Raw genomic sequence first — 13,025 nt, 5'->3', positions numbered from 1 at the left:
GAGCGGCAGGATTTATGAGAGCCCGTAGGCGGGCTGTACAGTTGCGACATTTTTCACCGAGAGGAATTCCAGTGGCGCACAAGCAGGAAGAAGAGGACAAGGTTCGTCTGGATAAATGGCTGTGGGCAGCGCGCTTCTACAAGACTCGTGCCCTGGCCAAGGCGGCCATCGAAAGTGGCAAGGTGCATCACCGTGGCGAGCGCTGCAAACCGGGCAAGGAGCCGCGGGTAGGCGATGAATACCAGATTCGCGCCGGCTTCGACGAACGTACCGTGGTGGTCCAGGCCCTTTCCATTGTCCGTCGTGGCGCTCCCGAGGCGCAGACGCTCTACACGGAAACCGAAGCCAGCATCGCCAAGCGAGAAACCGCGGCGGCCCAGCGCAAGGCTGGTGCCCTGGGGGTCAGCACCGATGGCAAACCGAGCAAGAAACAGCGCCGTGATCTATTCAAATTCCACGGCAGCAGTCACGAATGAAACCGTAGGAGCCGGCTTGCCGGCGAATGGGCCCTTGAGGACGCCTTCGCCAGCCAGCCGCCTCCTGCAGGTCTGATCAGCGCAGCAGGCTGCTGGAACGGACCACGCTCATGCGCGATAGCACCGGCATCCGGGTCATCAGCTTGAACAGCGGGTGCGTCAGGCGCAGCAGGAAGTTCGACATCCGCGCCGCATACGGCGTGTAGTAGCCCCAGCCCAGGGCCAGCACCGCCAGCAGCACGCCGCCGATGTAGTCGTCCTGGCCCCAGTGCGCGCCCGCCACCAGGCGCGGCATCATGAACAGCAGGGTCAGGCCCCAAACGATCAGGAACTGGCCAGCGCTGCGGCTGAAGATCCCCATGAACAGGCCCCAGATCAGCAGCACCGAAGCGTGGTCGCCGGGGAAGCTCTGGCTGGAGCGGTCCTTGAGTTCCCAGGTCTTTTCCCAGCCGGGGAAGTAGTCGCTCATGTGCACGGCGCCTTCGAGCACCATGGACGGGCTGTTGTGTTGCCAGTTCATCAGCGCCACCAGCTTGGAAAACAGTGCGCGAATCACCACCATGAGAATCAGGATCGACAGGAAGCCGAAAAACGCGCGGCGCACGTCCACCGCCTTGAACACCCAGTCACCGCGAATCAGCAGGCTGAGCATGATCAGGCCGACCACGATATCGAAGGGGCGCAGGCTGGCCACGGCCCAGATGTGCAGCCAGGTGGAGTTTGTTGCCAGGGGAGTGTTGAGGTGACGGAACAGCCACTCGTCGAACATCAGGCAGTACATCTGCCCGGTCGGCCACAACCAGAATCCCAGCAGGGCCAAAGGGAGTAAATTGCACAGAACCAGCTTGCCGAGGTTCCACCTTGCTTGGAACAAACCCGGATTGTTCATAAAATATCTCCAATCACCGCAAAAACTGCACCTTCATGGTGCAAAATCGTAATTTTCGGTGCTTGTAACCTTTTTGTCATCATTCAGATACCCAGACCTATGACTGATTTGCCGGATACCGACTTCACTCAACGCTTCATCTTTGATGAGAACGACACCCGCGGCGAGCTGGTGGCGCTGGAGCGCAGTTACGCGGAAGTCCTCGCCAAACACCCCTATCCCGAGCCGGTTGCACAGTTGCTCGGCGAACTGATGGCGGCGGCATCGTTGCTGGTCGGCACCCTGAAATTCGATGGCTTGCTGATTCTCCAGGCCCGCTCCGAAGGCCCGGTGCCGCTGCTGATGATCGAGTGCTCCAGTGAGCGCGAGATCCGTGGCCTGGCCCGTTACGACGCGGCGCAGATCGCCCCCGACGCGACCCTCGCCGACCTGATGCCCAACGGCGTCCTGGCCCTGACCGTGGACCCGACGCATGGCCAGCGCTACCAGGGCATTGTCGACCTGGACGGCGCCAGCCTGGCGGAATGCTTCACTAACTACTTCGTCATGTCGCAACAGACCGGTACCCGTTTCTGGCTCTACGCCGACGGCCGCAGTGCCCGTGGCCTGCTCCTGCAACAACTGCCCGCCGACCGCCTGCGCGATCAGGAAGAGCGCGACGCCAACTGGCAGCATCTCACCGCCCTGGCCAGCACCCTGACCGCCGATGAACTGCTGAGCCTGGACAACGAAACCGTGCTGCACCGCCTGTACCACGAAGAAGCCGTGCGCCTGTTCGACGTGCAACCGCTGCGTTTCCGCTGCAGTTGCTCCCGTGAGCGCTCGGGCAATGCGCTGGTCAGCCTGGGGCTGGAAGATGCTCAGGAGCTGGTGGTGGAGCATGGCGGCAGCATCGAGATCGATTGCCAGTTCTGCAACGAGCGTTATCTGTTTGATGCCGCCGATATCGCGCAATTGTTTGCTGGAGCAGGCGTCGACACACCGTCAGATACTCGTCACTAAAACGGTTCAGCGCAGGTAAATCACCTGGCAAACGCCGGAATTACGCCGTACTGACGGGAGGACCCTACTATTTTTGGGCTTTTCTGGCATAATCCGGCGCACTTTTTTCGCGGTAGTAGTGCGCGAGTTTCTACTACAAAACGTTTGGAGCACTCGGCCAATGGCCGACGGGGAACCTCATGACGCAAGCCAATAACGCCGTGTACACCGATCTGAGTGTGGATGATCTGGTCAAAGAAGCCCTGAACCGCGGTGAGGGCGAACTGGCCGATACCGGCGCTCTGGTGGTTCGCACCGGTCATCGTACCGGCCGTTCGCCAGTGGACCGTTTCATCGTTGAAGAGCCCAGCACCCAGGACGCTATCGCCTGGGGCCCGATCAACCGCAAGTTCCCGGCGGCCAAGTTCGACGCCCTGTGGGACCGCGTTGAAGCCTACCTGGGCGAGCGCGAGCGTTTTGTTTCCCACGTGCATGTAGGTTCCGATCCGGCGCACTACCTGCCAGTGAAAATGACCACCGAGACTGCCTGGCACAACCTGTTCGGTCGTTGCCTGTTCATCAACCCCGAGCAGTACAACGCCGGTGGCAAAGACGAGTGGCAGATCCTCAACGCGCCAAACTTCGTTTGCGAGCCAGAGCGTGATGGCACCAACTCCGACGGCACCGTGATCATCAACTTCGCGGCCAAGAAAGTGCTGATCGCCGGCATGCGCTACGCCGGTGAAATGAAGAAAGCCCTGTTCTCCGTGCAGAACTTCCTGCTGCCAGCTGCCGACGTACTGCCGATGCACTGCGCCGCCAACATGGGCGAAGAAGGCGATGTGACCCTGTTCTTCGGTCTGTCGGGCACCGGCAAGACCACCCTGTCCGCCGACGAAAGCCGTTACCTGATCGGTGACGACGAACACGGCTGGGGCGTGGGCGTGGTGTTCAACATCGAAGGCGGTTGCTATGCCAAGTGCATCGACCTGTCGGAGAAGAACGAGCCGGTGATCTGGAAAGCCATCCAGCACGGCGCCGTACTGGAAAACGTCGTTCTGGATGCCAACAAAAAGGCCGACTACGCCGACGACAGCCTGACCCAGAACAGCCGTGCCGCTTACCCGCGCGAGCTGATCGAAAAACGCGCACCGAAGAACCTCGGTGGCGAGCCTAACGCCGTGATCTTCCTGACCTGCGACCTGACCGGCGTACTGCCGCCGGTCTCGATCCTCAGCGAAGAACAAGCCGCCTACCACTTCCTGTCCGGCTACACCGCTCTGGTGGGCTCGACTGAAATGGGTTCGGGCTCGGGCATCAAGTCGACCTTCTCCACCTGCTTCGGCGCCCCGTTCTTCCCGCGTCCGGCGGGCGAGTACGCCGAGCTGCTGATCAAGCGCATCCGCGGCTTCGGCTCCAAGGTCTACCTGGTCAACACCGGCTGGACCGGCGGTGGCTACGGCGTGGGCAAACGCTTCAACATCCCCACCACCCGTGGCGTGATTGCAGCGATCCAGAGCGGCGCGCTGATCGGTGCCGAGACCGAGCACCTGGACATCATCAACCTGGACGTGCCGAAAGCCGTACCGGGCGTCGAAACCGGCCTGCTCAACCCACGCAACACCTGGGCTGACAAAGCTGCCTACGACGAAGCCGCCAAAGCACTGGCCGGCCTGTTCATCGAGAACTTCAAGAAGTTCGACGTGAGCGACGCGATCAAGGCTGCAGGTCCAAAGCTGTAAGCTTCGACCTGCCATGAAAAAGCCGCCCTTCGGGGCGGCTTTTTTGTGGGCTACAGAAAGGCTCACGTCTTCAAGTGCAACACCAACGCCCCCAACAACACCAGCACCACCCCGGTCACTTGCACCGCCGTCAGCCGCTCCTTGAAGAACACATAGCCCAGTACCGCAGCGATGCCGCCGGACAGGGTGCTGATCACCGTCACCACCGACACCGAGCCGCTCATGGCGCCCCAGGAAAAGGCGAAGAAGGCGCCGAGGTTCATCAGGCTGGTGGAGGCCAGCAGGCCGCAGTTTTTCAGCGGTGGGATCTTCAGCCCGTCCGCGACTTTGAGCACCATCAGCAGCATTACGCCGCTGCCGACTGCGTAACCCAGCCAGAGCATGCTGATCGGCCCCAGTTGCGGCAGGGTGTAGCGGCCCTGCAGCCAGAAGCTGGTGCCATACAGAACGGCCGAGAGCAGGGCGAAGAAGATCGAGCGGCCGGCGGCGGTGCTGTGGGGCAGTTTGCTGTCCGAGTGCAGGCTGGAGAGGATCACGCCGATCACGCATAACAGGATGCACATGAGTTGCAGCAGGCTGATCTGTTCGCCGCTGGCCCAGGACAGCAAGGTGGTGACCACGCCATAGGAGGTCACCAAAGGGGCGACGATGGAGGCTTTGCCCAGGGCGAAGGCCTTGCCCAGAGCCAGGGCGCCGGAGACGGTAAAGGCCGCGGCGAGCACGCCCATCAGCCAGACCTGCGCGGGCGCGGCCATGGCCTTGTAGAGGATGGCGGGAAAGATCGCCAGCAGCAGGCTCATCAGGGTGAAGCCCAGGGACTGGCTGAAGAACACCGCACGTTTCACGCCCACGGCGCGCACGTTGAGCCCCACGAGAAAATCGGTGCCGCCCCAGAGTAGGGCGGCGAGCAAGCCCATCAATACGTCCACTGACTGTCCTTGTCGATTGACGGGTTGGCGGAGCCCAACGGCCGTGCTGTTTACTGCTGTGCGAGTCGAAACGCCGGGGCCATGCGTTCTTGTTCACGCCGTGACAGCCCCAGGGCCTGGGCCAGGGTGGGCCATTGGCGAACCACGCTCTGGCAGTGTTCGATGATGCCTTCTGCCTCTGCACGACCGAGGCGGAAATATGCCGCTACTTCCCGTGCCAGTTCAAGGTCCAGCGCATTGTCGGCTTCGCTGATGTTGAGTTTCAGCCCGCTGGCGTGGGCGCAGGGGTTCATGTCGTAGGCCGGTGACAGGCGCCAGCCGCGCCCGGGTTCGAGCATGAAGCCATGGTTGCGCAGGTGGTCGTCGCTGTTGGACACCAGCAGGTTGAAGACCATGCGCGACCACAGCTCACGCAAATCGGCACGGGTTTGCGCACCGTGGGCGATCAGCACTTCGGCCAGTTCCAGGTAGCTGGCGCCAGTGGAGGCGTCGTCGCCGTCGCTGCGATCGGTGAGGGTCATGGCCGAGGCAAAGTGCAGTCGGCCGCCCGCTTCGGTGCGGTCGAAGCGCTTGACCATGAAACAGTGCTGGTCGCTGGCGAAGCGTTGCGCCATGGCCTCGGGAACTCGCAAGCCGCAATGGCTGGCCAGGGCGTTGAGGAGCATCTCCCAGGCGCCGACGTCATGTTCGTCGCGGACGCTGGGAAACTTGGCGATCCACAGGTGGCCCTTGTCGTCGGCGACGCTGGCTTTGGGGCGGGCGCCGCCCAGTGATCCCCCCGGGGCGATCAGCATGCGCAACCATTGGCCGCCGTCGGCGGCGCTGTTGTGCGGATCGTTTTCCAGGGCGCGGCTGGCCTGTTCCAGGGCCCGCAGTTCGACGAAGGGCGGCGCCGCGAGGCCGTCGCGATCATCCAGGAACGGGCCTTGGTCATCGAGGCGGTAGCGCAGGGCGCCGACGCGATACAGATCATGCACCCCCAGCAGCAGGTCGGCGTCCTGCAGGCGGGTGCCGGCGGGCGCCAGGCCTTCGCGAATGTCCCGTTCCAGCCGGCGTTGCATCAGTAGATGGCCCCAGCGATCGGGGCTTGAGTCGGCAAACACGCCAAAGCGGTTTTGCTGCTGGCCGCTGAATTGCCGGCCGGCGAATCGCCCGATGCGCGGGTCCAGGGCAATGCTGGTCAGCTCGGGATCGAGCAGTGCGGCGGGGTCATATTCGAACTCGAAGACGCTGGCAGCGCGGACTGTCCCGACATGCAGCCAGCCCAGGCGCCTTGGCCCGCCCAAAGACTCCCAATCGGCATATACAGCGATCAGGGTCATGGCTCATCGATCCTGGGTGTGCGCTTTTTCGCGGGCTTCAGGAGGCTGCTCAGCGACTGGGTATTGATCGGAAAGTCCGCCGAGGGCGGCGCTGGGGGGATCGGCTCGGCCGCGGCTTCATGCAGGGTCAGGCCGGCAGCAGGCGCCTTGGTCGAACGCAGGCTGGGGGCGCGGCTTGCTTTGCCTGGTGCGTTGCTGTCTCCCGGCAAGAGCCGGGCATCTTGCAACTGGCGGCCCAGCTCATCGCGGGCTGCCAGTTGCTCCAGGTCCTTTTCCAGCCCCAGCACCTGCATCACCGACAGGTAGGCACCCATGGTCACGCCGGACCCGCCCGATTCCAGGGAACGCAATGTGGTCAGTGACATGCCCGCGCGTTCGGCCACTTGCTTGGCGGTCAGCTTGCGCCGCAGTCGAGCCAGTTTCAGGCGTTCGCCAAAGGCATCGAGCAGCTTGCTTGTGGCCGGCAGGAGTGGGGCGGTTTTCTTAGCCATGTGCCATTATTCCTGTGTTTTTTAACTAAAACTGCCAGAATATTAGCACTTAATTTTGGGTGCGCCAGTTCGTTACTGAGCGAGTCAGGCCGCTGCTGCGGATGTTTTTCGAGGGCGGATTTGACCCTGCCGGGGTTAGAGCGCTTCCAGCACCTGGGTGTCCCAGCGCTGTTGCCTGATCGCCTGGTACAGCATGCCGATGGTCAGCGGCACCTTGTCGCCCCGGCCCTTGGCCCGGCGTTTCTGAAACGGGTCGAAGCCTTCGGGCTGGAAGTAGCGATAGCTGTCGAAGTCGATAAAGTCGATACCGAACTGCTCTTCCAGGGCGTGCAGCAAATGCCGGGCATCGGCGCCGTCGCAGCCCAGGTCGAGATTGATGGCGGTGCTCAGGCGCAGGGTCTTGCGCTCAGGCAGGCCGATTTCTTCATGCAGCAACTGCATCAGTTGGCGCATGGTGGCGTCGTCGGGAAAGCCAGGGGCCAGTTGCATGATCGGAGTTCACTTGCGGCGTTTGAGAAGGTGGAGTGTACGGCGATTCTCCGGCTGAGTTGCAAGTCACCAAGTGGTTGCGCCAGTGGGCCATTTCGAGAGCTTGGCACTGTTTTTTTGCCCGGTATTTCCCTGGTTGGACCGAGCATTGGCGGGCAAAACTGTGTATGGTTCGCCGCTGGCTGGTGGGCCGGGGCAGAGGCCCGGTCACCCTTATCTACAGGGATTTTGTTATGGCTTTTTTTCGCCTCGCGGCGCTGTTGTGGCTAGGGATGCTGGCGAGCTCGGTACAGGCTCAGGCGCTGTCGATCCAGGTGCTGGATGCGCTGGCCAAGGGCGCGCCGCTGGCCGATGCCCAGGTGCAGGTGCAACAGGGCGCGACTCAGGTTTCAGGAAGCACCGATGCCCAGGGCCGGGTAACCCTGACGGCCCAGGTAGCCGATTCGCCGGCCAGTGAGTTGCTGATCCGTAAAGCCGGCTACGCCGACCTGCGGGTCAAGTGCCCGTGCCAGGGCTTGAATTACGCCCTGAGTCCGGTGCTGGACAACCCCGAAAGCCTGCGCGTGGTGGTGAGTTGGAGTGCGCCGGGTGAAGACCTCGATGCTCATCTGAGTTATCCCCACAAGCTGTTGTACTTCGCCACCGGCAAGGGGCCGGGAGCCCGTCTGGAGGCAGACAGCAGCGACAGCAGCCGCCCGGAAACCATCACCATCGATGAGCGTGTGCCGGGCGACGCCTACGTCTTTGCCGTGCACGACTTCACCAACAGCACCAACTACGAAGCGTTGCGCCTGGGCCGCAGCCAGGCGCGGGTCTTTGTCTATAAAGGCGCTGCGCTGATCCGCAGCTACCGCGTGCCGCAGAACCGCAAGGGCAATCTGTGGGTGGTGTTTCGCCTGACTGCCGATGGCCGCCTGCAGGATATCGATCGGCTGCTGCTAGGCAGCGAGGAGCCGGAATCGGTCATGAGCGCGCTCGACCCGCTGCTGGAAAATGCCAAGTCCATCGATGAAGTGGTGGGCAAGGACTTCGGGCCGGTGGATGCCAAGAGCCTCAATCTCAAAGGCGAGGAGTCCTACCGCAAGGGCGATTTCGGCGGGGCGCGGATCTTCTACAGCGAAGCCATCGAGCTCGACCCGGGCTTTGCCCAGGCCTACAGCAACCTGGCCCTGGCCAATCGCAAGAACAGCCGTCCGGATGAGGCCATTGCCGCTGATCGCAAGGCCATCGCCCTGGCCATCGGCCCGGCCGCATCGACCATTCGCGCCAGTGCCTACTACGACATGGCGCGCATCTACGAGGACGCCGGGCAGTTGGCCACGGCGCTTGAACACTACCAAAAAGCCCGGGAGCAGAAGGCCAACCCGGTGTACGACAAGGCCATAGAGCGGCTGCAAAACCGCTGATCACACAGGCACAAGTTATCTCCACAACGCGCCGGCAGTGGCGCGTTGTGCATTTATGGAGGTTGGTATGCGATTTCGTGTTTTCCCCTGGTTGCTGGCGCTGTGCCTGTCCGGCGGCGTGGCCCAGGCGGCCGGGCCGCAGGTGTTCGCCACCATCGACCGCAGTGGCTGGCCGAATGCCCTGACCAGCGCCGCGGAATTCGACACTGCCTCACGGGGCGAGATTCTGATGTTTGGCAAGGCGCTGCTGGCCAGCGAAGCCTTGGACGAACAGGCCTTGAAGCAGCGGCTCGGAGTCAGGCAGCTGGATCTGAAGTCAGTGAATCAGGTGCGTCAGCGCTTCTGGGAGTTGTTGCTGAACAACTACCGCCTGGCCAGCCAGGACTGCGAAGGTGCACCGTTCTGCCTGCCGGTGCGCAACCTCGGCGAGCTGCGGCAGTTGGTGGTCAGTTTCACCGGTGGCAGCAAGGCCACTTATGGCAGCTGGGCCGAGGCCAGTGCGCTGTTTCATCTTCAGTACCTGAATGAGCAGTTGCGCTTGGCGGCGCTGTTCCCGAGCGTCAGCAGCGAGATCCAGCGCATGGACCCGACAGAGCGGCTGGGCGATGAACTGGCTGACCGTCAGTTCCTGCTGACCTTCGACGACGGCCCGAGCATGTACGACGGGCGTACAGACCAACTGATCGATGTGCTGCGTGCCCAGGATCTGCATGGCCTGTTCTTTGTCCTGGGAGACTCTTTTCAGGCGCGTCTGAGCCATTCATCGGCTGTGCAGATGCGCGAGTTGTACGACGGTCAGTGCGTTGGCGTACATGGCTGGGAGCACAAATCCCACTCCTCATGGCGCGAGTGGCAGAACTCGGTGATCCACAGCGCCAACCTGGTCAATCGCACCCTGACGGATGAATACCAGCCCTTGTTTCGTCCGCCCTACGGGCAAAGACGCAGCGACAGCGCCGCGTTCTTCAAGGCCCAGGGGCTGCAACTGATGTTGTGGAACATCGACTCCCAGGACTGGAGCAAGAAGGTCAGTGCGCCGGCTGCCGTCCAGCGGGTGCAGACCCTGATGCTGCTCTGGCGGCGTGGCATCATCCTGTTCCATGACACCCACGCCAAGGCGCCCCAGGCGGTGCCGGCACTGCTCGAGGCCAATCGGCACAATGGCGTGCAATGGCTGGACTGCCGAAGCTTGCGTTAGGTCCTGTCGTCCCCTTCGCCCGGTATCATCCGGTATCTGTTTTTCCACGACCTTTTCTCGAACCGCCGACCTGTGCCGCTAGTCTTCAAGGACAGGTCAGCGGTCAAAGGAGTGACCCTTATGCACAGCACCCTCGAACAGGTCTTCGGTTATCCACAGTTTCGTCCGGGCCAGGAGGCCGCGGTCAGCGCGGTGTTGGCCGGGCGCTCGGCGGCGGCGATCTTTCCCACTGGCTCCGGTAAGTCCCTGTGCTACCAGTTGCCGGCCTTGCTGCTGCCGCATCTGACCCTGGTGGTCTCGCCGCTGCTGGCGTTGATGCAGGATCAGTTGGCCTTTCTCCAGCGCCACGGCATCGCTGCCGCCAGCATCGATTCGGCACAGAGCCGCGATGACGCCAATGACGTCATGGCTCGGGCCCGCTCCGGTGAGCTGAAGATCCTGATGATCTCGGTGGAGCGTTTGAAGAACGAGCGCTTCCGTAACTTTTTGCAGCAGGTGCCGATTTCCCTGCTGGTGGTGGACGAGGCCCACTGCATCTCCGAATGGGGCCACAACTTTCGTCCCGACTACCTGAAGCTGCCGGACTACCAGCGCCAGTTCAACATTCCCCAGGCCCTGCTGCTGACGGCCACGGCGACGCCTAAGGTGATCGCCGACATGCAGGCCAAGTTCGCCATCGACGTGGCCGACGTGGTGACCACCGGCTTCTACCGGCCCAACCTCAACCTGCTGGTGGAACCGGTGCGCGGCGCCGACAAGCGCCGGCGCCTGGTGCAGTGGATGGGTGAGCGGGCCGGGCAGCCAAGCATTGTCTACGTGACTCTGCAAAAGACCGCCGAGCAGATCGCCGAGCACTTGAGCCGCCAGGGCATCGCCGCCGAGGCCTACCACGCGGGGCTGCCCCATGAGCAACGCGAGTCGATCCAGCGGCGGTTCATGGAAGGGCGCAGCAACTGCATCGTCGCCACCATCGCCTTCGGCATGGGCATCGACAAGAGCGACATCCGTAACGTGGTGCACTTCGATCTGCCCAAGTCCATCGAGAACTACAGCCAGGAGATTGGCCGTGCCGGGCGCGACGGCCAGCCTTCGGATTGCCTGGTGCTGGCCAACCGCGACAGCCTCAACGTGCTGGAGAATTTCGTCTACGGCGACACTCCTGAGTTGAGCGGTATTCGCTGTGTGCTGGATGAATTGCAGGCGTCGGTGCCGGAAGGACAATGGGAGTTTCTGCTCGGGCCTCTGGCGGACCAGAGCAACATCCGCCAGTTGCCACTCAAGACCCTGCTGGTGCAGTTGGAGTTGCGGGGCCTGATCGCCCCACGCTATGCCTACTTCGCTGAGTACCGCTTCAAGTTCCTGCTGGAGCCCGAGGCCTTGCTGGCGCGTTTCGAAGGCGAGCGCCGGGACTTTGTCCAGGCCGTCATCAACACCTCCAGCCGGGCCCGGACCTGGGCCACGGTGAATTTCGACGCGCTCTACGAGCAGTACCAGGCGCCGCGCAACCGGGTGGTCAAGGCCCTGGATTATTTCCAGGAGAAGGGTTGGGTGGAGCTGGAAAGCAAGCAGATGACCGAGGTCTACAGCCTGCTGCAAACCGACTTTGATGCCGGTGCCTTGAGCACAGACTTGCACGCTTACTTCACCCGGCATGAGGGCAGCGAGATTGCGCGGATTCACGCCATGCTCGACCTGTTTGCCACCGAGCAGTGTCTGGGGCATCGGCTGGCGCAGTATTTTGGTGACGATCAGGCGCCCCAGCGTTGTGGGCATTGTTCGGTCTGTCATGGCCAGGTAGCACGACTGCCGGAACCACCCGTATTGCCCGTGCTTGTGGATAAAAACTTCAACGGGCTGTGCGGCGACTTTATCCACAGGCATCAGCAGCACACCGGCGATGTGCCGGGAGCGGAGCGACTGACGCGCTTTCTCTGCGGCATCAGCGTGCCCTTGTTCACCAAACTCAAGGCGCGCAGTATCCCGGGGTTCGCGGCACTGGAGGACTATCCATACGCTGCCGTGCGTGAGTGGTGCGAGGCTCATCTGGCCGCCTGACAAGCCACCGGCGCAAGGGGCGCAAAAGGATTTGCCCAGGCTTGGGTGTCTGCGGTGAAATGCCGGGCGATCAATCGATCGTCCGGCCTTCAATCCATGGGAGAGAGCCCCCGATGTCCGAGCCTATGCCGCAACGTGGCGACTATCGCCACTTCCAGCCGATCATCACCCGCTGGCACGACAACGACGTCTACGGCCATGTGAACAACGTCACCTACTACAGCTTCTTCGACACGGCGGTGAACACCTACCTGATCGAACAGGGCGGGCTGGATATCCATGACGGCGAGGTGGTGGGATTCGTGGTCAGCTCGGCCTGCGACTACTTCGCTTCCATCGCCTTTCCCGAGCGTATCGAGATCGGCCTGCGGGTCGGCAAGCTGGGCAACAGTTCGGTGCAGTACGAACTGGCGGTGTTCAAGGCGGGAGAAGCGGATGCCTGTGCGGCGGGGCGTTTCGTCCATGTGTTCGTGGATCGGCGGTCAAACCAGCCGGTGCCGATTCCGCCCGCGTTGCGAGCGGCCCTGGAGCACCTGCTGGTGGTTTGACCCCGATACCTGTCGGCCAGATCAGTCGCGATAGTGACGGTGTTTGCGATGCCCGTAGGCATGGCCACGGCCACGGTGGCCGTCGCGGTAGTAGCGGCGGTCGTCGCGGCCACGGTAGTCGCGATCTTCCCGGGCGCTTTCATTGCCCATGTAGTTGCCCAATGCGCCGCCGGCGCCACCGCCTGCCGCGGCCCCGATCAGGCTGCCGGTATTGCCGCCCATGCTGCGGCCGACCACGTTGCCGCCGGCTGCACCCAGGGCACCGCCAATGGCTGCCTGGCCACGGCTGCGTTTGTCCGCACCCACCGCACTGCCGCCTGCGCCGCCCAGGGCCGCGCCGATGGCCGAACCGGTATTGCCGCCGATCTGCTGACCGACCACCGAGCCTAGAACCCCGCCCAATGCGCCGCCCACACCTGCTTCAGTGGTGCCACCAGCAGAGGCGATGCCGCTGACCAGGCCAAGGGACAACAAGAGAATCGAGGAGAACTTCATACAT

13 protein-coding genes are annotated in these 13,025 nt (G+C 62.8%); 7 read left to right on the top strand and 6 right to left on the bottom strand.

Annotated elements, in window-relative coordinates; genetic code table 11:
* The first annotated feature begins 71 nt into the window (after positions 1–71).
* Entirely contained in the window at positions 72–476 is a 405-nt protein-coding gene (locus tag FW796_RS16045) for an RNA-binding S4 domain-containing protein (RefSeq protein ID WP_016966989.1), read from the top strand.
* A 76-nt stretch (positions 477–552) separates the two neighbouring features.
* On the opposite strand, the gene FW796_RS16040 is transcribed toward FW796_RS16045, so the two are convergent.
* A complete protein-coding gene (locus tag FW796_RS16040) occupies positions 553–1,365 on the bottom strand; it encodes a phosphatase PAP2 family protein (RefSeq protein ID WP_346634124.1) in 813 nt (270 codons plus the stop codon).
* A gap of 99 nt (positions 1,366–1,464) precedes the next feature.
* Between FW796_RS16040 and hslO the strand changes: the two genes are divergently transcribed.
* Both hslO and FW796_RS16030 read left to right on the top strand, forming a co-directional pair.
* Positions 1,465–2,367: an Hsp33 family molecular chaperone HslO gene (gene hslO / locus FW796_RS16035; protein WP_404938046.1), complete on the top strand. Its 903-nt coding sequence runs from the start codon at positions 1,465–1,467 to the stop codon at positions 2,365–2,367.
* A 179-nt stretch (positions 2,368–2,546) separates the two neighbouring features.
* Complete coding sequence (locus FW796_RS16030) at positions 2,547–4,088, top strand: phosphoenolpyruvate carboxykinase (protein ID WP_446439567.1); 1,542 nt, start codon at positions 2,547–2,549, stop codon at positions 4,086–4,088.
* Positions 4,089–4,150: 62 nt separating this feature from the next.
* Here FW796_RS16030 and FW796_RS16025 read toward each other — a convergent pair whose 3' ends face one another.
* From FW796_RS16025 to FW796_RS16010, 4 genes are all read right to left on the bottom strand, one after another.
* Positions 4,151–5,005, bottom strand: a complete 855-nt coding sequence (locus tag FW796_RS16025) for a DMT family transporter (RefSeq protein WP_346634212.1) — start codon at positions 5,003–5,005, stop codon at positions 4,151–4,153.
* 62 nt (positions 5,006–5,067) lie between these two features.
* Positions 5,068–6,339, bottom strand: coding sequence for a type II toxin-antitoxin system HipA family toxin (locus FW796_RS16020; protein ID WP_103740882.1), 1,272 nt, complete (start codon positions 6,337–6,339; stop codon positions 5,068–5,070).
* A complete protein-coding gene (locus tag FW796_RS16015) occupies positions 6,336–6,830 on the bottom strand; it encodes a helix-turn-helix domain-containing protein (protein ID WP_404938049.1) in 495 nt (164 codons plus the stop codon). The genes FW796_RS16020 and FW796_RS16015 overlap by 4 nt, the downstream gene beginning before the upstream one ends.
* Before the next feature lie 135 nt (positions 6,831–6,965).
* Complete coding sequence (locus FW796_RS16010; protein ID WP_446439566.1) at positions 6,966–7,319, bottom strand: DUF1493 family protein; 354 nt, start codon at positions 7,317–7,319, stop codon at positions 6,966–6,968.
* 233 nt (positions 7,320–7,552) lie between these two features.
* Here FW796_RS16010 and FW796_RS16005 point away from each other — a divergent pair, with 233 nt between their 5' ends.
* The 4 genes from FW796_RS16005 to FW796_RS15990 all read left to right on the top strand — a co-directional run bounded on the left by FW796_RS16005 (position 7,553) and on the right by FW796_RS15990 (position 12,526).
* On the top strand, positions 7,553–8,725 hold the full coding sequence (locus FW796_RS16005) for a tetratricopeptide repeat protein (RefSeq protein ID WP_446439565.1): 1,173 nt from the start codon (positions 7,553–7,555) through the stop codon (positions 8,723–8,725).
* A 67-nt stretch (positions 8,726–8,792) separates the two neighbouring features.
* Positions 8,793–9,923, top strand: coding sequence for a polysaccharide deacetylase family protein (locus tag FW796_RS16000; protein WP_446439564.1), 1,131 nt, complete (start codon positions 8,793–8,795; stop codon positions 9,921–9,923).
* 120 nt (positions 9,924–10,043) lie between these two features.
* Positions 10,044–11,978: a RecQ family ATP-dependent DNA helicase gene (locus FW796_RS15995; protein ID WP_446439563.1), complete on the top strand. Its 1,935-nt coding sequence runs from the start codon at positions 10,044–10,046 to the stop codon at positions 11,976–11,978.
* 113 nt (positions 11,979–12,091) lie between these two features.
* On the top strand, positions 12,092–12,526 hold the full coding sequence (locus FW796_RS15990; protein ID WP_123724201.1) for an acyl-CoA thioesterase: 435 nt from the start codon (positions 12,092–12,094) through the stop codon (positions 12,524–12,526).
* A gap of 21 nt (positions 12,527–12,547) precedes the next feature.
* On the opposite strand, the gene FW796_RS15985 is transcribed toward FW796_RS15990, so the two are convergent.
* Positions 12,548–13,021: a YMGG-like glycine zipper-containing protein gene (locus FW796_RS15985; protein WP_123724200.1), complete on the bottom strand. Its 474-nt coding sequence runs from the start codon at positions 13,019–13,021 to the stop codon at positions 12,548–12,550.
* Between the last annotated feature and the right edge of the window lie 4 nt (positions 13,022–13,025).

The organism is Pseudomonas sp. 910_21, assembly GCF_052850735.1.
This window is presented reverse-complemented; position numbering and strand designations above follow the sequence as displayed.